This window comes from Haloarcula nitratireducens (genome assembly GCF_019599505.1).
Genome location: NZ_RKLT01000004.1, coordinates 224,340 through 243,040, shown reverse-complemented (window position 1 = coordinate 243,040; position 18,701 = coordinate 224,340). Strand labels below are relative to the sequence as shown.

Below are 18,701 nucleotides of genomic sequence, written 5' to 3'. Positions count from 1 at the left end.
ATACTATCAGATTGTGTAACAAATAGTCTCAACTTGATGCGAAAAGCATTATGTCTCCGTGGCCTCGACAGAGTACAGGCGACACTATGACACGCCCAAGTCTCTCTCTGCTTGGGAACGCCCTTCTCGTGGTGGTCTTACTCGTCTCCACGGCCAGTATCCCGATCGCCGCGCAGACCGCCGGCGCGACCGACGTCCAGATTCGCGGCATCGAACACGCCGGGCCGGGGGTCGTCGCCACCGAGAGCGACGGGACCTACGTCACCGCGTGGCAACCCTCGAACGTCACCGTGACGATCGGGGGCGAGAGCGGGACCTACAGCGTCTGCACGCGGGTCCAGAGCGACCCGAACGCGGCCACTCGACTCGGCTGTCGACAGATAAACAGCGACGGCGGGCAATCGAGCGTCACGTTCAACGTCGAGCAGTGGCCGACCAACGAGACGGGGAGCCAACAGCTCGTCGTCGAAGTGTTCGGGGCCAACGGGACTAACTCGCTCGCACAGACGAGCCGCCCGCTCACCGTGTTTCCGCCGGAGGGCGACGCCGACGGTGACGGCCTCGCGAACCAGCGAGAACTCGAATACGGCGCGGACATTCGAACGAGCGACACCGACGGCGACGGACTGAGCGACGGAGCCGAAGTGAACAACTACGGAACCAGTCCGACGAACCCCAACAGCGACGGTGATACGCTGAGCGACGGCGTCGAAGTCAACGAGTTCGAGACCAACCCGACCGAATCCGACACCGACGGCGACGGACTCACCGACGGCAAAGAGGTAACGACGTACAACACCGATCCGACGGCCGCCGACACCGATAACGACGGTCTCGACGACGGTGAAGAGGTGAACCAGTACCAGACGGACCCCAACGTGGCCGACAGCGACGACGACGGTCTCGACGACGGCGAGGAAGTGAATCAGTACGAGACGGATCCGACCGACTCGGACACCGACGAGGACGGCCTCGACGACGGCGCGGAAGTGAACCAGTACGAGACGAACCCGACGAAAGCAGACACCGACGGCGACGGCCTCACCGACGGCGAAGAGGTGAACGAGTACGATACGGACCCGAACGACCCGGACACCGACGGCGACGGCGTCGGTGACGGAACCGAGGTCGAGCGCGGAACCAACCCGAACACGCGAGTCGAACGCTCCATCGGGTTACCGGGTGCCGACGTCCGCATCTCGACGCTGGCGATACTCGGAGCGATCCTCCTCGTCGGCCTCGTCGCCGGCGCGCTCTTAGCGAGACGACACAGCGATCTCTCCGGACTCGTTCCCGGGCTTTCGAAACGTGACCGTGACGACAGCGGCCCAGCCGAGTTCCCTACCCCCCGGAACGACGGCGGCGACGAACCGCCGGACGACGAAACGGGAGACGGACCCGAAGACGGTACCACGGCCGACGACACCCAAGAGCAAGAAGCGGAAGAGGAAGAATCGCCGCTCAGCGACGAAGAGCGCGTGCTCTACCTGCTGGACCAGCACAACGGCCAACTCCGACAGTCGGCGGTCGTCGACGGCACCGGCTGGTCGAAGTCGAAGGTGAGCCGCGTCCTCTCGCGGATGGCCGACGAGGGTACCATCGAGAAGATAAACATCGGGCGCGAGAACATCATCGCCCGACCCGAGAGCGTCCCCGACCACGCGCGGTCGCAGTCCGACGACCTGTGAACTACCCGACGACGACGACTTTTCGCCCGGTTCCCACCGTCCCGAAGACAGTTAAACGCCGCTCGTCTACCCGGAGACGATGCTGCTGGTGCTGTGTGTGGACTTAGACGACGACCTCGGCCGCAAGACCGACGTGGAGACGCCGGTCGTCGGTCGGGACGCCGTCCTCGACGCGGCCGTCGCGTTAGCCCAGGCTGACCCCGAAGATTCGGACGTGAACGTCCTCTTCGAGGGCGTCCACATCACCGACGAGATAACCGACGAACCCGTCGAAGTCGCCGCCGTCACCGGCGTCGACGGCAGCGACGTGGCCGCCAACCGCGCCGTCGGCGAGGAGGTCGACACCGTCCTCGCGTCGCTCTCGACGAGCGAGGACGTGCGCGCGCTCGTCGTCACCGACGGCGCACAGGACGAGTCCGTCATCCCCGTCATCCGCTCGCGGATCCGCATCGACGGGGTGCGACGCGTCGTCGTCCGGCAGGCACAGGACCTCGAATCGATGTACTACACCATCAAACAGGTGTTAGACGACCCCGAGACGCGCGGGACCATCCTCGTCCCCCTCGGGATCCTCTTGCTCATCTATCCGTTGACCATCGCCGTCGAGTCGCTCGGCCTGCCGGTCTCCTCGCTGGGAATCATCTCCGGACTGCTGGGTCTCTACGTCCTCGCCCGCGGACTGGGTGCCGAGCGGCTCCTCGACGAAGCGGCCGACCGCGCCACTTCCGGACTGTACGCCGGTCGGGTCACCATTATCACCTACGTCGTCGCCGCCGCGCTACTGGCCATCGGCGGCGTCAGCGGCGTCGCTATGCTCGAATCCCGGCCGACGCCGCTCTCGCCAGTCGAGGTCGTCGCCGCCTTGGTCTACGGCGCGATCCAGTGGTTCACCGTCGCCGGCATCACCTCCAGTCTCGGCCGCGTCACCGACGAGTACCTCCACGACGAGTTCGAGTGGCGCTACCTCAACGCCCCCTTCTACGTGCTCGCCATCGGCGGCGTCCTCCACGGCCTGAGCGCCTTCTTCCTCGGCACCCGGAGCCTCGAGTACCTCGCCGTCGTCCTCACCGGCGGCACCCTGCTGGGGCTGGCGAGCACCCTCGCCTTCGCCGTCGCCGAGGCCCGCCTCGATCCGCCCGAACGCCACAACCAAGGCCCCGGCGGTCCCTCCTCCGAATGATGTACGTCTCCCGCGCCGTCCGGAGCATCCGCGAGGACCCCATCGAGGGCGAACCGGTCACGCTCTCGCTGGCGACCGACGACGACGCCGACCTCGAGGCGGTGGAAGCGGCCGTCGAGGACGCCGGCGCCACGGTCGAACGCCGCCTCCAGTTCGACGACCTCGCCGTCTCGGTTCCGCAGGAGCGCGTCGCCGACGTCTGTCAGGTAGACGGCCTCACGACGGTCGAGACGACCGACGTGATCACCATCGCGACCGGCGAAGCGACCGACGAGGACGTGGAACTCGACCGCTAATCGCACGGCTTTTGAGACTCCTCGACAACTACCGGGTGAGGGCACGTAGCTCAGCCCGGATAGAGCGTCGGACTTCTAATCCGACGGTCGTGGGTTCGAATCCCACCGTGCCCGTGAAGCCGCCGAGCATTGCGAGGCGTGCTGAACCGTAGCACGCAGGGGGATTCGAACCCTGGAAGTCGCAGCGGCCGAACGCAGTGAGGCCGATCGTCTTCCTTCGGTGAGAATCCCACCGTGCCCGTCCACCTTTTTCTGCGTCGGGTTCGAGTCGCGCTCTCCGAGCGCGCTTGAACCACTCCTTGAAAAACGTGGGCGAAAAAGGCCGGAATCGCCGACGGCGATTCCGGTGAACCGCGCTCGCTTCGCTCGCGCGGATGCTGACTGCATCCCTGTCCCTGCCCTTTTGTCAATACGGTCGCTACCACGTCCCATGATAGACCTGCGGAGCGACACTGTCACACAGCCGAGCGACGCGATGCGGGAAGCGGCCCGCGACGCCGACGTGGGCGACGACGTCTACGGGGAGGACCCGACGGTGAACGAACTGGAAGCGCGAGTCGCCGAGGTGCTGGGGACCGAGGCGGCGCTGTTCGTGCCGTCGGGGACGATGGGCAACCAAGTGGCCGCGCGGACCCACACCGAGCGGGGAGAGGAGGTGCTCTGCGAGCGCGAGAGTCACGTCTACAAGTGGGAACTCGCGGGGCTGGCACAGCACGCGCAGGTCCAGCCGCGGACCATCGAGGGCGACGAGCGAGGCGTCGTCTCGCCCGAGCAGGTCCGCGAGGGGTACGTCGAGGCCGACGGTCACCGGGCGGGCACGGGCCTGCTGACGCTCGAAAACACGCACAACAGCAAGGGCGGGGCGGCCATCGCGCCCGAACGTATCGCCGAGACGGCCGCCGCGGCCCGCGAACGGGACGTTCCGGTCCACCTCGACGGGGCGCGACTGTTCAACGCGGCAGTGGCACACGACGCGCCCGCCGCCGAGTTCGTCGCGCCCGTGGACTCGGTGATGTGCTGTCTCTCGAAGGGGCTGGGCGCGCCGGTCGGCTCCGTCCTCGCCGGATCAGCGTCGTTCGTCGAGGGGGCCCGACGCAACCGGAAACTGCTGGGCGGCGGGATGCGACAGGCGGGCATCGTCGCCGGGCCGGGACTCGAAGCGCTCGAAAACCGCGAGCGACTGGCCGAGGACCATCGGCGGGCCGAGCGACTGGCAGCGGGACTCGATCGAATCGACGGTCTCTCGGTCGAGCCGCCGGAGACGAACATCGTCCTTGTGGGGACCGACCGGCCCGCCGAGGCGTTCCTCGACGACTGCCAGCGAGAGGGCGTCGGCGGCGTTCCCTTCGCCGACCACGTCGTTCGATTCTGTACGCACTGGGACGTCGACGACGACGCGATCGACGCGGCCGTCGACGCCGTCCGCCGAGCGGCGTAGCCCCCGTCCCCGTCCCGGTCACTGTCCCCGTTTCTCCGCTCACTTCCTGTGTCGCCACAGCGCCGCGGTGAGCAGACCGACCAACACCGCGAGCGAACTCGCGAAGAGCGCGAGCGGTGGCGCGTCCGTTCGCGCAGTGTCGCCTCGGCCGCCGCCGTCCGCGACGCTCGGGTCGTCGCCGACTCCTCCGGGTGCGGCCGAGACCCCGGCGCTCTCTACGTCTCCGGCACCGCTTTGGAGTCGCTCGCTCCCCGACTGGAGTTGCACGTCCTGGTCCGGATGCCGATAGGGATTCGTCTCCCGCTCGCGCTCTTCCTCCGTCGAGACGCCGTCGCCGTCGGGGTCGGCGGGGATCGGCGGCGCGGGACCGGTGACGGCCTCGCGGACGAACGCTTCGAGGTCCTCGCCCGCCACCATTGACACCGTCTCGGCGAACGACGCGAGCGTCACCGGCTCCGACGAGCGGACGAGTCGGTCGAGGACGTCGGCGAACGTTCGCTCTCCGCCGGTCGCCGACCGGATCCGCACGTCGAGCGCGGCGACGACCCGGCCCCCTTTGTCGTAGGGGACGTCGGGGCTCGCCCACGTCTCGGGTTCGGTGAGGTCGGCGTCCGCGAAGCGGTCGGTCGTCACTCGCTTTCGGTACCGGTCGTAGCTGATGCGGCCCTGTTCGAGCGTCGAGCGGGCGGCGTAGTAGTCGGCGGAGCCCTCTTCGAGCCACCGCATCTCGCGGCTCGTCCGGAAGTACTGGCGCGTGTGGCGGTACTCGTGGACCCAGACGTTTCTGGGCGTATCGACGCGCTCGTCGGCGCTGACGAGCATCACCGGCGCGCCGTTGGCCGGGACGTAGCCGCCCCGTGCGAGCTGGTTGGGAACGGCGATGACGAGCAGGTGCTCGTGTGCCGGCCCGACCGTCGTCGAGCGCTGCGCGGCCGCGATCGTATCGAGGACCGCCGCTCTAGCCGGTCGGAGCGTCGCCGCTTCGGGGACCACCAGTTGAATCGTCCCCGCGTTGGTCGCCCGGACGCTCGTCTCGTGGGGGCCGAGATAGACGGCCGACGGCCCGGCGACCCCCTCGTGACCCTTCGGGACGACCATCGTCTCGTTCCAGCCCGGGTTCGGGCCCCTCTGCCAGCGCCAGCGGGCCCGAAGCGAGACCTCTCGTCGGACGACCAGCGACCACTGCTCGCCGGCCGCGGTCCGCTGGCCGTAGGCCGTCTCCATCCCGACCGGTAGCAAGTAGGTCAGCGAGGCCGTCTCGCTCCGGCCGTCCCACTGCCAGCGGCTCCCCGTCGACCGGAGTCCGTCGGCGTCCAACACCGTCGCGTCCGCGGGCGCACGGACCGAGAGGGCGGTCACTCGGTCGGGGATCGTGAGGACGGCGGTGACCTGGACGCGCCCGGTCTGTTCGGGGAGGCTGTAGACGACGTAGCGGACGTTTATCGCGCCGCCGTCGCCGTCAGTCTGTACCGACGACGACGCCACGTTCGGAGCACCGTCGTCGGGTGTCGCGGCCAGCGCGGGCGTCGCATTCGCCGCTAACGCCAGGGACAGCAGGATAATCGGGGCGGCGACTCGGATACGGGACACGCTCTCGTTGTACCATAATCAACTATCCCTATAGATTAAAAAGGGTTCCCCGGAATCGATAGTCGGCGGCCGGTAGCGGTGCCGTAACCGCTGATAGGTCGCAAGCGTTTTGCCAGCGGCAATGCTACCCGATTCTATGGCCGACTGTCCGCTCGCAGACGAGTGCCCCAGCTTTACCGAACGAATCGAGGGGATGGGGTGTACCCATTACGGCGACAGAGGCGGTGCCGAGTGGTGCAACCACTACAATCAGCCGATTTCGGACCTGAAGAGCCAGCCCGTCAAGCCGGGAGAAGAGGTCATCGTCACCGTCGACGACATCCACGAGAGCGGTGCCGGCGTCGGCCGGACCGACGACGGCTTCATCGTCATGGTCGACGGCGTCCTGCCGCCGGCCAAATCGAAGGTCGAGATCACGAAGGTGCGCTCGAACCACGCGCGAGCGGACGAGCTCGAACGGCTCGAACTCGACGAGGAAGAGAGCGACGAGGCGGACGACGACACCGACGCCGATGTCGACTCAGAGGACGACGGGGAAGACGACGACGGGCGTCGCCTCGGTAGCCGCGACAACTTCTGGGGCAGCTAGGGCCGACGGCGGAGATTTTTGGGTCACTCGCCCGTCGGGTCGACTATGGACTTCGAACTCGACGGCAACGCCGCGCTGTGTACCGCAGCGACCAGCGGACTGGGTCTCGCGAGCGCCGAGCGACTGGCGAGCGAGGGGGCCGACGTCGCGGTCTGCGGGACGACGCGAGCCCACGTCGAACGGGCACGGGAGCGCCTCGACGCCGCCGGTGACGGCGACGTACTCGCCGTACGGGCCGACATCACCGACCCCGACGAAGTCGAGGCGTTCGTCGACGAGACTGTCGAGACCTTCGGCGGCCTCGATCACGTCGTCACGAGCGCGGGCGGTCCCGAACCCGGTCCGTTCCTCGATACGACCGAGCGCGAGTGGTACACCGCCTACGACGTGCTCGTGATGAGCGTCGTCTGGACCACTCGCTTCGCCTATCCGTATCTGCGCGGCTCCGAGGCCGGCACGATCGTCAACATCACGTCGCGGTCGGTCCGGGAGGTCATCGACGACCTCGTCCTCTCGAACGCGGTCCGCCGGGCGGTCGTCGGTCTGATGAAGACCCAGTCCCGCGAGTTCGCCCCGGAGGTGCGCGTCAACGCGGTCCTCCCCGGTGCCCACGAGACGCCGCGCATCGAGGAACTCGTCGAGGCCGCCGTCGAACGGGGCGAGTACGGTAGTTACGAGGAAGGCATCGAGTCGTGGTCCGACGCCCCGCTGGGGCGGGTCGGCCGACCGGAGGAACTCGGCGACGTCGTCGCCTTCCTCTCGTCGGCCCGGTCGTCGTACGTCACCGGGACGGCGCTTCCCGTCGACGGCGGGTCGATGCGGAGCTAGGCGCAGAGCCGATCGGCAGCGTCAGAGCCGCTCGTATCGGTCGGCGCTCGACCCGCCGCCGACGGCGAGTTGCCACACCAGTACCCCCAACGAGACCAGCGCGACGGCGGCCGTCGCGATGTAGGTGGTACTCCCGACTTCGTACAACTGGTCGGGGAACAGCGCGGCCAGCACCAACAGCCCCACCGCCGAGAAGCCCACGAGCAGCGGCACGACGGTGAGCCAGAACTGCCGCGCCATCCCGTCCATGCCCCCTCTCTCGACAGCGACCGTAATGACCCTTTCCCCGGGTGGTCGCGTCCTCTCGAACCGAGCGTCGCCGCTCGTCACCGTCTCCCACAACCCCCCTATTTCCACTGGAAAACCGGCCGACAGCGATACGATGGCGTCGCTCACCACGTCTCGATACTTCCGTCGCGGATGTCTTCGACGCAGCCCTGACAGTCCGGATGGTCGGCGTCGAAGCAGTCGGGTCGGGAAGCGGGGTCGAGCGAGACGGCTCGGTACTCGGCGTGGCGGCGACAGACGATGCGGGCGCGCCCGTCCTCGTCCGTCGGCAGGCCGGCCAGCGCGGCCCGCTTCCCGTCGCTGTAGGCGCGCTTGGCGTCCGAGAGCTGGTTCTCGACCGACCGGAGCGTCTGCTGGATGAACCGTCCCAGTCGCTCGCCGTCGCCCTGCTCGTCGTCGTCGGTCACGTCCGGTCGTTACGACTGCTACCCAATCAATCTTCTCGCGTATGCGGCGGCAGCGCCGACGCGTCGCGGGATCGCCACTCACTGGAGAGCCGACGCGGAAGGCCGTCATCTCGCGGTTTTCACTTTCACTCCGCCGAGCGAGAGTTTATACGTGAGGCCGACCAACCGTCGAATGTCTCCCATCGAAAACAAGGCGGAGACAGTGACAGCACATGACTGATTCAGATTTGCGTACCCACGCAGAGGAAGTACACGAGCAGTTCAGCGACCAGCTAGATCTCGACGTCGAGGACGTCGAGGAGCGACTCGACACGCTGGTCAACGAGTACAAAGTCCCGATGAGCGAAGCCCGTCGGAGCGTCGTCAACACGTACCTGGACGAGGCCGGGATGGACCGCGACCAGTTGGGCGGCGGGTCCGGCGGTAACGAACAGGTGCAGGTGTCGGACGTCGACTCGCCCGAGGAGTGGGTCGACATGCGCGTCACCGTCGTGGACCTGTGGGACCCGCGGGCCGACGCCGTCGCGCAGGTCGGCTTACTCGGCGACGAGACGGGCACCATCAAGTTCACTAAGTGGTCGAAGTCCGACCTTCCGGAGCTCGAGGAGGGGAAATCGTACTCCCTCCGCAACGTCGTCACCGACGAGTATCAGGGCCGCTTCTCCGTGAAGCTCAACCGGACGACGACCATCGAGGAACTCGACGAGGAGATCGACGTCGGCGACGACAGCGTCGAAGTCGAGGGCGCGCTGGTGGACATCCAGTCGGGGTCGGGGCTCATCAAGCGCTGTCCCGAGGAAGACTGCACGCGCGTCCTCCAGAACGGCCGCTGTAGCGAACACGGCGAGGTCGAAGGCGAGTTCGACCTCCGCATCAAGGGCGTCCTGGACGACGGCGAGGAGGTCACCGAGGTCATCTTCGACGAGGAGGCCACGGAGGAACTCACCGGCATCACCTTGGAGGAAGCCAAGGAGATGGCGATGGACGCGCTCGACACCACCGTCGTCGCAGACGAGATGCGCGACGACATCCTCGGACGCTACTACCGCGTCACCGGGCCGACGTTCGGCCGGTACGTCCTCGCGGACGAACAGGAGCGACTGACCGGGGCAGTGGATGCAGACGAAGTGCTGATCAAAGCGAGGTCGATCTAGATGGCGAGCACACCCACCCGCGAAGTCGCCCGCCGCGTCTTCGCCCGCGAGTTCAACGACGCGAGTTACACCTTCAAGGAATCCGACGACGACCGAGCGCCGGTGTACGTCCTCCTCCCGACGGGCGAGCGCGCGAACCGCGTGTTCCTCGTCGGCACGCTCACCGAGACGGAGGACGTCGGCGAGGACAGCGAGTACTGGCAGGGACGGGTCGTCGACCCGAACGGCGACACGTTCTTCATGTACGCCGGGCAGTACCAGCCCGACGCCGCCTCGATGCTCCGGGAACTGGAACCGCCGGCGTACGTCGCCGTGGTCGGCAAGCCCCGGACCTACGAGACCGACGAGGGCGACGTGAACGTCTCCGTTCGTCCCGAATCCATCTCCCAGGTCGACGAGGCGACGCGCGACCGCTGGGTCGTCGAGACGGCCGAGCGGACCCTCGACCGGGTTCGCCGCTTCACCGAGGCGGACCCCGAGGACGCCGCGACCGACGAGTACGTCTCGATGGCCTACGAGGAGTACGGCGAGGACGTCTCGGCGTACCGCGAGTCGGTGATCGGAGCCCTAGAGAGCATGCAGGACGAACAGGCCGAAGCGAGCGCCGACTGACCGGCGTCTCGGTTCTGGTCCGTCTGGTTTTCTTTTCGGCGGCTACGTCTCCAGCAGTTCGACCAGCGTGCCCTCGGGGTCTCGAAGGAAGCAGATACGCGTTCCGCTCTCCGTGGTCTGTGGCTCGGAAAGCGTCTCGACCTCGTCCGAGAGGTCCTCGTAGACCGAGTCCAGGTCCTCGACCTCGAGACCGAGATGGGTCGCGCCGGGTTGGTTGAGCTCCCCTTCGGAACGGGGCTCGCCTTCGGGCGCGTACTCGACGAGCTCTATCCGCGCGCCGTCGGCGTCCAGATGGGCGAAGTCGGCGCTGGCTCCCTCGATATCGACGCCGGTGGCGAAGGCGTCGCCGCCGACGGAGAACCGGGCGAGGACCTCTAGATCGAGGACGTCGCGGTAGAACGAAACGGCGCGCTCTAGGTCGCTCACGGTGACGGCGTAGTGATGGGCGGTCGCGTCCATACCGGAGGCGCGGCCGGTGCGGAGTAAACGCCTGCGGTTGCTCGGTGGTTTTCTTCCGGCGATGGGCGTTCCGTGCGAGCGTCTGACAAATCGTTAAATAGGGGGAGTGACGAATTACAGACAACTATGGGGAACAAGAACAAGACCATCTCCTTTCGCGTGAGCGAGGACAAGTTCGAGACGCTCCGCGAGATCGCCGAGGAGCGGGACATCTCCCTCTCCGCGGTGTTTCGGGACTACGTCGACACGCTCGTGGCCCACGACGGGCAGGTGAAGGTCGCGCCGGAACACGAACTCGAAGCCGCAGAGGAGAGCAACGCCGAGAGCTTCCCGCCGAAAGTCGAGGTGCCGAAGAGCTTCGTCCGCGAGCACGAACGCCTCGAACTGGAGGCCGAACACCTCCGCGAACAGCTCGAAGAGCACAAGCGCTACGTCACGAAGCTCCGCCAGCAACTCGACGAGATGGACCAGGACGAGGTCATCCATCTCGAAGACTTAGACGAGGGCGAGGACGAGGACGCCTCCTACCGCATCGGCAGCTTCGACGACCTCTGATCGACCGTCGACCGGCGGCGGCTTCCGACCCTGGACGACGGTCGGATCCCGACAATATTCATATGAACGGCTCGCCAACTCCAAGCCGAATGTCGACGAACACTAAGGGCGCGTCTGGACCGGGAGCGAGATGACCAGAGAACAACTGGGCCTGGTTCGCGAACCCGAGCACGGCGACCGCCGCCAGGAGTGGGGAACCCTCGACGAGAACGAACTCAGAATCGACCGCGACGACGCGGAGGCGGTCGCGGACGCACTGAGCGTCGATTTCGCCGGCTCGTTCAACCTCTTCTATCTCCTGCGAAAGCACTTCTGGACGGCCGAGGGGGCCGAGTTCCACGAGGTCGCCGAGTTCCTCGAAGACGCCTACAAGCGCACTCGAGCCATCAACGACGACCTCGCGATTCGAATCGTCGAACTCGGCGGGATCCCGCCGAACACGCCCCCGACGATTCAGGAGCGCGCCGCGGTCCACTTAGAGGCGGAGGGCCTCTACGACCTGCGCGCCTCGCTTGCCGGGGACCTCGACGGGTACGCGACGCTGGTCGCGAGCGTGCGCGAACACGTCGACCTCGCCGAGGGCGTCGGCGATTCCGGTACGGCGGAGCGCCTGCGCGACCACCTGACGACGCTCGAAGACGACGCCCACGAGATCGAACAGTTCCTTGAAGACGACACGCTCGTCCGGGAGGAGGCGCTCGACTGACCATGACGAGCACGCCACATCTCCGAGACCCCGGTGCGGAACACCGCCGTCAGGAGTGGGACACCGTCCGCGCGAACGAACTCCGGCTGAACCGGGCCGCTGCGGAAGAGCTGGTGACCGCGCTGAACGCCGAACTCTCCGGGTTCTACCTACTGTTCAACCAGGTCAGAAAGCACTACTGGACCGTCGAGGGGGCGGAGTTCGGCGACGTCGCCGAGTTCCTCCGGTCGGCCGCCGACAGGCTCGCGGAGATGACCGACGACGTCGCGCTCCGCGTCCACGCGCTCGGCGGCGTGCCGGTCTGTGGCCCGATGGGTATCCGACAGCACGCCTCGATCTACATCGAGGCGCCCCACCGCTACGACGTGCGCTCGTCGCTCTCCCGCGACCTCGACGGCTACGCGACGCTCGCGGTGCAGATGCGAGACCACGTCGAACTTGCGGATCGATTCGGCGACCAGGCGACGAACGAACTGCTGAGCGTCCACCTCAAGACGCTGGAGGAAGACGCCCAGACGCTCGCGCGATATCTCGCCGACGACACGCTCGTGCGGAGCGATGCCGTCGGCTCCGAGAGCTAGGGCCGCCCGCCCACTGTGCTACATTAGTCGGTTTCGTCGCTGCTGTACTTCCTCGGCCACGTCGTCTCGGCCGTCCACCTCGGCCAGCGTTTCGACGGCTTCCAGCGTCCGGACGGAGTCGTCCAAGAACGAGAGCACGTCGCCGGGATAGGCGTACAGCAGGTAGTCGTCGCTCATCACGTCGACGACCGCGTCGGGGCCGAGGCCCTGTTCGCGCAGTTCGAGCAGGTAGGCGACGAACTTCCGCTCGGGACAGCCACAGTGGGGGTTGGCCTGACAGTCACAGTCTAAGAAGTCCTCCGCGAAATCGAGGACGCGGTCCTGCGAGGCGTCGTCGAGCTTCGCCAGCCCCTCGCCCTGAAAGAGGATGTCCAGCGTCGCTCCCTTGAACGCCCCCTTCGGGAAACTCGTCTCTAACTGGGAGACGAGCTGCTGGTGATTCTTGACGTATATCTTGTCCGTGATGGCCACGCTTGCCGTCGCGTAGGCCGTGACGACCTAAAAGCGTCTCGGAGATGCGGGCCGAAGCGTCCGGGGACCGGGCGGAGACCGGGACGGTAGCGATTACATCCCGCCGGTGTCTTGGGCGACGACGAGGTCGAAGGGCGTGTCGGCCGGTTCGTCGTCCGGCGAGAGGTAGCCCGCGGCGAAGGCGGTGTAGGCCTGTCCGCCGGCGAGGGTCACGTCGAAGTCGGCGACGACGTCGCCGTCGTTACCCTCCGTGTCGCCCCGAATCTGGACGGTGTAATCGCCGGCGGGAACCTCGACCGTTCCGGACTCGGTGTAGGCGACGCCGTCGAACAGCGCGTCGCCGCTCGACGCGGCCGTGATGTCGACGGCCGGAGCGTCCGGCGAGACGTGGACCGCCCGGAGGCGAGCGGTGTCGCCGCTCGGACTGGATGTGTCGTCCGATAGCACGAGTGGCTGGAAGGGTTCGTCGGCCTCCTCGCCGATCTCGCCCGCCGCGACGACCGTGTAGGCCTGTCCGCTCTCGACCGTCACGTCGCCCTCGAAGACGGACGTCTCGGCGTCGCCGGCGGCAGTGATCTCGACGGTTCGACTGCCGGCCGGAACGTCGAGGTAGTCGCTGACCGCGCCGAAGGGCACGTCTTCGAGCACCGCCGAATCGTCGACGTAGACGTCGACGTTCGGGGCGTTGGGCGACATGTGCGCGACGCGGACGCTCGCCGGGTTGTCGCCAGCCGATTCGTCCATCGTGTCCTGCGCGACGACGAGGTCGAAGGGCGTGTCGGCCGGTTCGTCGTCCGGCGAGAGGTAGCCCGCCGCAAAGGCGGTGTAGACCTGCCCGCCCGCGAGGCTCACGTCGAACTCGGCGGCGACGTCGCCGTCGTTGCTCTCCGTGTCGCCGCGGACCTGTAGCGTGTAGTCGCCGGCGGGCACCTCGACGTATTCCGACTCGCCGTAGGCCACGCCGTCGTAGACGGCATCGCCGCTCGAGGCGAGAGTGACATCGACGGCCGGGGCGTCCGGCGAGGCGTGGACGAGTCGGACGCGAGCCGTCTCGCCGCCGGGATCGCTGTTGTCGTCTTCCAGAACGAGCGGTTCGAAGGGTTGGTCGGCCTCCTCGCCGATCTCGCCGATCGCGGCGACCGTGTAGGCCGTCTCCGCCTCGACCGGGACCGTCCCCGAGAAGACGGACGTCTCGGCGTCGCCGGCGGCGGTTATCTCGACCATCCGCTCGCCCGCGGGCACGTCGAGATAATCGCTCACCGCGCCGAAGGGCACGTCTTCGAGCACCGCCGAATCGTCGACGTAGACGTCGACGTTCGGGGCGTTTGGCGACATGTGGGCGACGCGGACCGACGCGTTCCCTGCCGGCGTGTCGGTGGCGGTCGAAGTTTCGGTCTCCGTCTCCGTGTCGGTAGTCGTCTCGGTATCGGTTCCGCCGCCACCGCTGCCGCCGTCGCCGCCGCACCCGGCGAGGCCGACAGTGATTCCGGTCCCGATCCCGAGCAGTACCCGCCGTCGGCTTGTCGTATCTGATGACATCCACTCCTGACTGCGAATGACGGATAGATAACAACTTTCGAGAGTCTCTCGAAACTCTCACCCAAATCACGCCAAAATGTCTCTAAAGACGGTTTACGGGGAAGTTCGATCGAATCCCCCGAAAGGGTTTTACCCTGTATTCTCGGAGGTATGAAACATGAACAACTCCGTCTCCAACCCGGCTGGCGGGGTCGGCCGGGACCTGCGAGTCGGACGCCGACCCGCCCGACCCGTCGGTGGGTTCTTGCCCGCTGGGAGTGACTATACAGAGGCATGGACACGGTCCTCTGGCAGACTCTCGCCGGTACACGTGGGGGACCGAACCGCGCCCGCGTCTTGCGTGCCTTGGACGAACGGCCCAGAAACGCCAACAAGCTAGCCGATGACCTCGACCTGGCGTACAACACGGCCCGCTACCACCTCGACGTGCTCGAAGAGAACGGCGTCATCACGAGCAGCGAGGCGGACTACGGAACCGTGTATCTCCCGAGCGAGCGGACGCGGAACCACTGGGAGACGGTCGAAGAGATACTCACACAGGTGGACGACTGACATGAGATTCACGAGACGCCGCCGGTGGCGACAGTCGGCGGGCAGGAGACGGGAGAACGCACGATGAGCCTCGTACTGGACGCAGCCCGCGTCGCTGCGGCGATCAACGTGCTGTTGCTGGCGGGACTGATCGGCATCTGGGTGCGGACCTACCGGGAGATCAAGGCCCCGATGACGCTCGGCACGATCCTGTTCGCCACCTTCCTACTGGCCGAGAACCTCGTCGCGCTGTACTTCTACTTCAACGCGCCGGCGCTGCCGACAGTTGCCGTCCAGGTGATGATGGTCCTCCAGGTTCTCGAAACGTTTGGTATCTCCGTGTTGACGTACTTCACGTGGAAGTAGCGTCGGCCTGTCGGAGACGGGGCCGTCGTGTCTCTCGTTCTCGCCGTATCGACATTCGTCGCCACCGAACGACACGGTTCACTGCTGAAGCGGTGTGCGACGCGTTGTCTCCCCGCTGTGAACCCAGGATTCGTAACGTATTTCTGTACCAGCGAAGTAGCTAAAAACGCCTCAGTAGGCGCGTCCGGGCTGGGGTAGTGGCATCCTTTAGCCTTGTGGTGGCTAAGAGGCGGGTTCGATTCCCGCGCCCGGACTTTTTACAACATAATTAGTGAGAAATGAATTCATGGATGAGTTCAAGAATCCCTAATTGGACTCTTCGTCGGTAATCTGTGATTTGAGAAAATCCGATTCTATCTTGCCAAATTCAGCTTTTCGGTGGCAACTGATGCACAGTGAAACCACGTTTTCCAGATAGTGCGCATCCTCTCGCGTGTGGTTGTCTGAGCCGATAAACCACTTCACAGGGGTGATATGGTGTACGTCTGGATTTCTCCCCATCTCTTCGCTTGTTCGCCCACAGACGACGCATTGATACCCGTCTCGTTCAAGTGCTCGCTGACGAACTGTTCTCCATCCTCGGCCGTAGTCCCCGTTTCCACCACCCTCCCAGTTTGGATGTCCTTCACCTGTGAACGTCTCTGACAGCCATGAACTGTGACAGGCTTTGCTGCAAAGAACCGTTTCGCCTATCTGGCTCGGATACCGTTCAACTCGCTCTCCGCAGACTGCACACTGGCAGATTCGCTTTCCGCCGTTCCATCGAGGATTAGCTGTTTCTGTTAATCGCGTAACAGTCTCTTTGTTATCGTCTGCGTAGCATGGAGAGCAGTACTTCCCACTGCGTCTGGATGGGTAGTACTCGAAGATCTCACCACAACTAGCACATTCTGCTTGAGATTTTGCTCCTCGAGAACTATCTGCACGCCGACAGTCGTCTGAACAGTATTTTCGCTGGCTTCTTTTTTCGAACTGCTCCCCGCAGTTTTCGCATTCTGCCGTCACAAGCGAGACTCCGTGGCTGTGCACATGGTGAATCTTCACCCCCCGTTTCGATTTAAACGCACGCCCACATTCCGGGCAGGAATGGCCGCCCATCACGACCCCCTCGTTTCGGGTGTAAACCGTCCACACACCTGTTCCTTAGGCCGTACAGCCGCTATTCGTCGTGGTCGTATTCGTGCCATATTCGAAGACGGGCACTACGTGCGCCCGCACCCGTCGCGGGCGCACTGAAAAATCGCCACGTTCCGAATCTGTAGACCGATTCTATGGGCATTTCGGGTGGAATTTCTGTCACTCTCTTGTCGAGCGCTCCGGTGCAGTTGTCACGCATCCCAAACTGCTTCACTGCCGTCGGTGTAGGAAAGAGCAGATGCGTGTTAGTCTGGCCCGGCTCAAACGCCCGCTCCTGTACGTGATGGGGCCGCTGTACGTCGTTGCTGGGATACTGCACTTCGTCGTCCCGGAGTTGTACGTCCAGATCATGCCACCGGTGTTCCCCGCACCGCTCGCGCTGGTCTATCTGTCCGGGCTCGCCGAAATCGTCGTCGGAATTGGAGTCCTGATTCCACGGACTCGACGGTACGCAGCGTGGGCGACGATAGCGTTACTCGTCGCGATTTTCCCCGCGAACGTCTACATGGCGATCAGCGGCGTCGTCGTTGCGGGAATGCCCGGTGGGGGCGCCCCCTCCACACTCGTCCGCTGGGCACGGTTGCCGCTACAGGGCGTCTTGATACTGTGGGCGTACTGGTATACCGACGGCGACTGAGGAGTGGAACGGTACCTCGCCACGCGCCGTTTTCGTCGCCATCGGCTACGCTCGCTAGAGAACAGGTTGGTCGCGCGTCTCGTTCAATCACACCTTCTCTCGGAGTTGATGACGTGCCAGTCCAATTGGAGATTTGCCCCGCTAGAGAGGAAGATATCGACACGATCACGCTTAGACTGCTTGATTCTTAGAGAGATACGCAAGTCGCTCAGATTCCGCTGTTCCTGTATACTCTGAGTAGAGTGGCTCAAACGGCGGTAAATCGGTGATAGTGGATATCTCTCCAGAGCATACCTCTATCGACGAATAGGCAGATTCGAGACAGTTCGTCTCGAACAGGCGTCCAAGGTTAGCACCGTCTACCGGTCTGCCTAACCTTGGGACATCTCTGTTACCTGGGATAACTCTCGGTCGAGTGACGGAGTCTCTGAGAAGCCGCGCGTGAGCGGCCGTTCGACGGGTGTGGCTTCCCGTCTCCCAGTCACGGCTCGTTTCGCCGGTCTCAATCACGTTTCGCTATCATCCACCCACTACTAGCGGTGGATCACCCCAAGGTTGGAGCAACGCTTCGACATCGAGGAGCTCTCTTCTTCGACCGTCCAGAAGGATCGAGGGTTCAGAGGGACTCACGCGATAGGGGTTCGCTACCGGGTAGACGAGTCCGTCTAAGTTCCGTTCTCGACGCCTCTGTACGCTACTTAATCTCCATGGAGACACTGCATTTTATTGTATCAGCCGTGCTCGTTTCCGCTATTGACTACCGCTGGACCGCTTCACCGGGCGTCTGAGAACGCGACCGAGATAGTCTCGACGCTCGTCACCGGGATCTGGCTGGCCGCCCTCTTCACCGGACAGGACTGGTGGTTGGGATTCATGCTGTTCGGGTACGTCGTGCTCGTCCCGCTCACCGCCCTCCTCTTCGGCGACCGCAACGAGATGGAGGAGTGGTGGGACGATCGGTGGGGTGAGTCAGCGGACACGACGCCCGAACGCGACACCGAGACCGATGACGCGCTTTCGACGCTTCGGGAGCGGTACGCTCGCGGCGAACTGACCGACGAGCAGTTCGAGCGAAAGCTGGAGAACCTGCTGGAAACCGATACGCTCGAAGATCTCGAAGACAGGGAGCGGGAGCTGCTCTCGGAGCGGGAATAACGGCGGTTTTCGAGTCGATTCGTAGTCGTCCAGTAGCGGGAAACGCACCGGATCGGGCGACCGGAGACCGACTCAGAGGGCGGGCGAGTGGTTCCGACCGACGACGGCACAGACGACGTTCAACGCGACGAGCGCGACGACCGAGCGCGGCGAGGACGCGACGAACCCCGTAACGAGCGTGCTCGCGATGAGGACGGGAAGGGGGATAGTCGCCCAGAAGGCGACCCCTCGGACCAGCGTCGCACACGCGTCAACAGTAACGGCACCAACAGTCCGGAGGGTGCTCATATCAGAATCTATACTCGAAAGCGGTGGGCGTGCGATGGACATGGCTGATTCGTGTGCCGAAACCATGAACTCGAATCGTCATATAAAGTCGATATTATTCACGTCAGTTTTCAGCGTTCGCGTGCAACTGTTTCGGTTTCGGCTATTTCATAATCGGCATATACGGCCCGAGAGCCGGGAAAATAGCGAAATCGGATGATCGAATA

Annotated in this window: 24 protein-coding genes and 1 tRNA gene; 16 read left to right on the top strand and 9 right to left on the bottom strand. The window is 65.0% G+C overall.

Annotation, left to right across the window (positions count from 1 at the left end; genetic code table 11):
* The first annotated feature begins 86 nt into the window (after window positions 1–86).
* The 5 genes from EGH23_RS13605 to EGH23_RS13585 all read left to right on the top strand — a co-directional run bounded on the left by EGH23_RS13605 (window position 87) and on the right by EGH23_RS13585 (window position 4,602).
* Window positions 87–1,688, top strand: coding sequence for a helix-turn-helix transcriptional regulator (locus EGH23_RS13605; protein WP_220580526.1), 1,602 nt, complete (start codon window positions 87–89; stop codon window positions 1,686–1,688).
* A 79-nt stretch (window positions 1,689–1,767) separates the two neighbouring features.
* A complete protein-coding gene (locus tag EGH23_RS13600; RefSeq protein WP_220580525.1) occupies window positions 1,768–2,868 on the top strand; it encodes a DUF373 family protein in 1,101 nt (366 codons plus the stop codon).
* Complete coding sequence (locus tag EGH23_RS13595; RefSeq protein WP_236044817.1) at window positions 2,865–3,164, top strand: hypothetical protein; 300 nt, start codon at window positions 2,865–2,867, stop codon at window positions 3,162–3,164. Before EGH23_RS13600 ends, EGH23_RS13595 begins: the two co-directional genes overlap by 4 nt.
* Window positions 3,165–3,203: 39 nt before the next feature.
* A tRNA-Arg gene (locus EGH23_RS13590) sits at window positions 3,204–3,278 on the top strand.
* Between the two features lie 316 nt (window positions 3,279–3,594).
* Window positions 3,595–4,602, top strand: a complete 1,008-nt coding sequence (locus EGH23_RS13585; RefSeq protein WP_220580524.1) for a threonine aldolase family protein — start codon at window positions 3,595–3,597, stop codon at window positions 4,600–4,602.
* Window positions 4,603–4,641: 39 nt separating this feature from the next.
* On the opposite strand, the gene EGH23_RS13580 is transcribed toward EGH23_RS13585, so the two are convergent.
* Window positions 4,642–6,192, bottom strand: a complete 1,551-nt coding sequence (locus tag EGH23_RS13580) for a M61 metallopeptidase family protein (RefSeq protein ID WP_220580523.1) — start codon at window positions 6,190–6,192, stop codon at window positions 4,642–4,644.
* A 136-nt stretch (window positions 6,193–6,328) separates the two neighbouring features.
* Here EGH23_RS13580 and EGH23_RS13575 point away from each other — a divergent pair, with 136 nt between their 5' ends.
* A complete protein-coding gene (locus EGH23_RS13575) occupies window positions 6,329–6,781 on the top strand; it encodes a TRAM domain-containing protein (RefSeq protein WP_220580522.1) in 453 nt (150 codons plus the stop codon).
* 45 nt (window positions 6,782–6,826) lie between these two features.
* Window positions 6,827–7,609 (top strand): SDR family oxidoreductase, encoded by a 783-nt coding sequence (locus EGH23_RS13570; RefSeq protein WP_220580521.1) that lies wholly within the window; start codon window positions 6,827–6,829, stop codon window positions 7,607–7,609.
* A 21-nt stretch (window positions 7,610–7,630) separates the two neighbouring features.
* Here the strand turns inward: EGH23_RS13570 and EGH23_RS13565 are convergent, their stop codons facing one another.
* Window positions 7,631–7,858, bottom strand: a complete 228-nt coding sequence (locus EGH23_RS13565; RefSeq protein ID WP_220580520.1) for a hypothetical protein — start codon at window positions 7,856–7,858, stop codon at window positions 7,631–7,633.
* Between the two features lie 143 nt (window positions 7,859–8,001).
* Entirely contained in the window at window positions 8,002–8,304 is a 303-nt protein-coding gene (locus EGH23_RS13560) for a DUF7091 family protein (protein ID WP_220580519.1), read from the bottom strand.
* Window positions 8,305–8,516: 212 nt separating this feature from the next.
* Here EGH23_RS13560 and EGH23_RS13555 point away from each other — a divergent pair, with 212 nt between their 5' ends.
* Window positions 8,517–9,458: a replication factor A gene (locus EGH23_RS13555; protein ID WP_220580518.1), complete on the top strand. Its 942-nt coding sequence runs from the start codon at window positions 8,517–8,519 to the stop codon at window positions 9,456–9,458.
* On the top strand, window positions 9,459–10,070 hold the full coding sequence (locus tag EGH23_RS13550; RefSeq protein WP_220580517.1) for an RPA family protein: 612 nt from the start codon (window positions 9,459–9,461) through the stop codon (window positions 10,068–10,070).
* Between the two features lie 42 nt (window positions 10,071–10,112).
* Here EGH23_RS13550 and EGH23_RS13545 read toward each other — a convergent pair whose 3' ends face one another.
* Entirely contained in the window at window positions 10,113–10,529 is a 417-nt protein-coding gene (locus EGH23_RS13545; protein ID WP_220580516.1) for a VOC family protein, read from the bottom strand.
* A gap of 126 nt (window positions 10,530–10,655) precedes the next feature.
* On the opposite strand from EGH23_RS13545, the gene EGH23_RS13540 reads away from it, so the two are divergent.
* The 3 genes from EGH23_RS13540 (at window position 10,656) to dpsA (EGH23_RS13530) (ending at window position 12,371) form a co-directional block, all read left to right on the top strand.
* A complete protein-coding gene (locus EGH23_RS13540; protein ID WP_220580515.1) occupies window positions 10,656–11,084 on the top strand; it encodes a DUF8146 domain-containing protein in 429 nt (142 codons plus the stop codon).
* 130 nt (window positions 11,085–11,214) lie between these two features.
* On the top strand, window positions 11,215–11,790 hold the full coding sequence (gene dpsA, locus EGH23_RS13535) for a DNA starvation/stationary phase protection protein DpsA (protein WP_220580514.1): 576 nt from the start codon (window positions 11,215–11,217) through the stop codon (window positions 11,788–11,790).
* A gap of 2 nt (window positions 11,791–11,792) precedes the next feature.
* Window positions 11,793–12,371: a DNA starvation/stationary phase protection protein DpsA gene (gene dpsA / locus EGH23_RS13530; RefSeq protein ID WP_220580513.1), complete on the top strand. Its 579-nt coding sequence runs from the start codon at window positions 11,793–11,795 to the stop codon at window positions 12,369–12,371.
* An 18-nt stretch (window positions 12,372–12,389) separates the two neighbouring features.
* Here the strand turns inward: dpsA (EGH23_RS13530) and EGH23_RS13525 are convergent, their stop codons facing one another.
* Together EGH23_RS13525 and EGH23_RS13520 are read right to left on the bottom strand one after the other, a co-directional pair.
* On the bottom strand, window positions 12,390–12,842 hold the full coding sequence (locus EGH23_RS13525; RefSeq protein ID WP_220580512.1) for a DUF5814 domain-containing protein: 453 nt from the start codon (window positions 12,840–12,842) through the stop codon (window positions 12,390–12,392).
* Between the two features lie 93 nt (window positions 12,843–12,935).
* Window positions 12,936–14,381, bottom strand: coding sequence for a DUF4397 domain-containing protein (locus tag EGH23_RS13520; protein WP_220580511.1), 1,446 nt, complete (start codon window positions 14,379–14,381; stop codon window positions 12,936–12,938).
* A gap of 273 nt (window positions 14,382–14,654) precedes the next feature.
* On the opposite strand from EGH23_RS13520, the gene EGH23_RS13515 reads away from it, so the two are divergent.
* Together EGH23_RS13515 and EGH23_RS13510 are read left to right on the top strand one after the other, a co-directional pair.
* Complete coding sequence (locus EGH23_RS13515) at window positions 14,655–14,933, top strand: ArsR/SmtB family transcription factor (protein WP_220580510.1); 279 nt, start codon at window positions 14,655–14,657, stop codon at window positions 14,931–14,933.
* Between the two features lie 63 nt (window positions 14,934–14,996).
* Window positions 14,997–15,278, top strand: coding sequence for a DUF8036 family membrane protein (locus EGH23_RS13510; protein ID WP_220580509.1), 282 nt, complete (start codon window positions 14,997–14,999; stop codon window positions 15,276–15,278).
* Between the two features lie 306 nt (window positions 15,279–15,584).
* Here EGH23_RS13510 and EGH23_RS26355 read toward each other — a convergent pair whose 3' ends face one another.
* Window positions 15,585–15,779: an HNH endonuclease gene (locus EGH23_RS26355; RefSeq protein ID WP_236044816.1), complete on the bottom strand. Its 195-nt coding sequence runs from the start codon at window positions 15,777–15,779 to the stop codon at window positions 15,585–15,587.
* Window positions 15,740–15,907 (bottom strand): hypothetical protein, encoded by a 168-nt coding sequence (locus tag EGH23_RS26350; RefSeq protein ID WP_236044854.1) that lies wholly within the window; start codon window positions 15,905–15,907, stop codon window positions 15,740–15,742. Before EGH23_RS26350 ends, EGH23_RS26355 begins: the two co-directional genes overlap by 40 nt.
* A gap of 746 nt (window positions 15,908–16,653) precedes the next feature.
* On the opposite strand from EGH23_RS26350, the gene EGH23_RS13500 reads away from it, so the two are divergent.
* Both EGH23_RS13500 and EGH23_RS13495 read left to right on the top strand, forming a co-directional pair.
* Window positions 16,654–17,052 carry a DoxX family protein gene (locus EGH23_RS13500; protein WP_236044815.1) on the top strand — a complete coding sequence of 133 codons (399 nt, stop codon included), beginning with the start codon at window positions 16,654–16,656 and terminating at the stop codon, window positions 17,050–17,052.
* 753 nt (window positions 17,053–17,805) lie between these two features.
* Entirely contained in the window at window positions 17,806–18,207 is a 402-nt protein-coding gene (locus EGH23_RS13495) for an SHOCT domain-containing protein (RefSeq protein ID WP_220580507.1), read from the top strand.
* Between the two features lie 72 nt (window positions 18,208–18,279).
* Here the strand turns inward: EGH23_RS13495 and EGH23_RS13490 are convergent, their stop codons facing one another.
* Entirely contained in the window at window positions 18,280–18,495 is a 216-nt protein-coding gene (locus EGH23_RS13490) for a DUF8028 family protein (protein WP_220580506.1), read from the bottom strand.
* Window positions 18,496–18,701: the final 206 nt, after the last annotated feature.

Coding starts and splice junctions, on each gene's coding strand:
- EGH23_RS13515 (WP_220580510.1), top strand. CDS start 14,655: ATGGACACGGTCCTCTGGCAGACTCTCGCCGGTACACGTGGGGGACCG.
- EGH23_RS13550 (WP_220580517.1), top strand. CDS start 9,459: ATGGCGAGCACACCCACCCGCGAAGTCGCCCGCCGCGTCTTCGCCCGC.
- EGH23_RS13510 (WP_220580509.1), top strand. CDS start 14,997: ATGAGCCTCGTACTGGACGCAGCCCGCGTCGCTGCGGCGATCAACGTG.
- dpsA (WP_220580514.1), top strand. CDS start 11,215: ATGACCAGAGAACAACTGGGCCTGGTTCGCGAACCCGAGCACGGCGAC.
- EGH23_RS13545 (WP_220580516.1), bottom strand. CDS start 10,529: ATGGACGCGACCGCCCATCACTACGCCGTCACCGTGAGCGACCTAGAG.
- dpsA (WP_220580513.1), top strand. CDS start 11,793: ATGACGAGCACGCCACATCTCCGAGACCCCGGTGCGGAACACCGCCGT.
- EGH23_RS13500 (WP_236044815.1), top strand. CDS start 16,654: ATGCGTGTTAGTCTGGCCCGGCTCAAACGCCCGCTCCTGTACGTGATG.
- EGH23_RS13570 (WP_220580521.1), top strand. CDS start 6,827: ATGGACTTCGAACTCGACGGCAACGCCGCGCTGTGTACCGCAGCGACC.
- EGH23_RS13605 (WP_220580526.1), top strand. CDS start 87: ATGACACGCCCAAGTCTCTCTCTGCTTGGGAACGCCCTTCTCGTGGTG.
- EGH23_RS13595 (WP_236044817.1), top strand. CDS start 2,865: ATGATGTACGTCTCCCGCGCCGTCCGGAGCATCCGCGAGGACCCCATC.
- EGH23_RS13585 (WP_220580524.1), top strand. CDS start 3,595: ATGATAGACCTGCGGAGCGACACTGTCACACAGCCGAGCGACGCGATG.
- EGH23_RS13490 (WP_220580506.1), bottom strand. CDS start 18,495: ATGAGCACCCTCCGGACTGTTGGTGCCGTTACTGTTGACGCGTGTGCG.
- EGH23_RS13520 (WP_220580511.1), bottom strand. CDS start 14,381: ATGTCATCAGATACGACAAGCCGACGGCGGGTACTGCTCGGGATCGGG.
- EGH23_RS26355 (WP_236044816.1), bottom strand. CDS start 15,779: ATGGGGAGAAATCCAGACGTACACCATATCACCCCTGTGAAGTGGTTT.
- EGH23_RS13540 (WP_220580515.1), top strand. CDS start 10,656: ATGGGGAACAAGAACAAGACCATCTCCTTTCGCGTGAGCGAGGACAAG.
- EGH23_RS13555 (WP_220580518.1), top strand. CDS start 8,517: ATGACTGATTCAGATTTGCGTACCCACGCAGAGGAAGTACACGAGCAG.
- EGH23_RS13600 (WP_220580525.1), top strand. CDS start 1,768: ATGCTGCTGGTGCTGTGTGTGGACTTAGACGACGACCTCGGCCGCAAG.
- EGH23_RS13575 (WP_220580522.1), top strand. CDS start 6,329: ATGGCCGACTGTCCGCTCGCAGACGAGTGCCCCAGCTTTACCGAACGA.
- EGH23_RS13565 (WP_220580520.1), bottom strand. CDS start 7,858: ATGGACGGGATGGCGCGGCAGTTCTGGCTCACCGTCGTGCCGCTGCTC.